Below are 463 nucleotides of genomic sequence, written 5' to 3'. Positions count from 1 at the left end.
AGCGAGAAGAAGCGCCGGTTGCGCAGCCGCGCCAAAATCCATCGCTGGACGATAAGAACCGCCGCCTCCACCTTGGCCTTGTCGCGCGGCTTGCGGGGCCGCGCCGGCATAATGGTGGTGCCGTAATGGGCGGCAAGATCTTGGTAGGTCCGGTTGACGCCTGGCTCGTAGCGGCTCACCACCGTCACCCCAGCCTTCAGATTGTCGCAGACGAGCGCCTTCGGCACCCCGCCCAGGAAGGTGAGCGCATCCACATGGGCGCCGATCCAGTCGGGCAGCGCCTCGCTGAACCGGGCTTGGGCAAAGGTGTAATTCGACGCTCCCATGACCGCGACGAAGATCTTGGCGGCGCGCACCTCCCCGGTGAGCCCGTCGAACACCGGCATGGTATCGCCGGCGAAGTCCACGAACAGCTTTTCGCCGGCCGCGTGGGTCTGCCGCATGGTCGCCGTGATGCCGTGGC

General features: G+C 66.5%; 1 protein-coding gene. It reads right to left on the bottom strand.

From position 1 onward, the window contains the following. The coding region (istA, locus tag AC0L21_RS38055) for an IS21 family transposase (protein WP_473267145.1) at nucleotides 1-463 on the bottom strand (463 nt) is incomplete at both ends.

The organism is Bradyrhizobium sp. WSM4873 (assembly GCF_055811355.1).
This window is presented reverse-complemented; position numbering and strand designations above follow the sequence as displayed.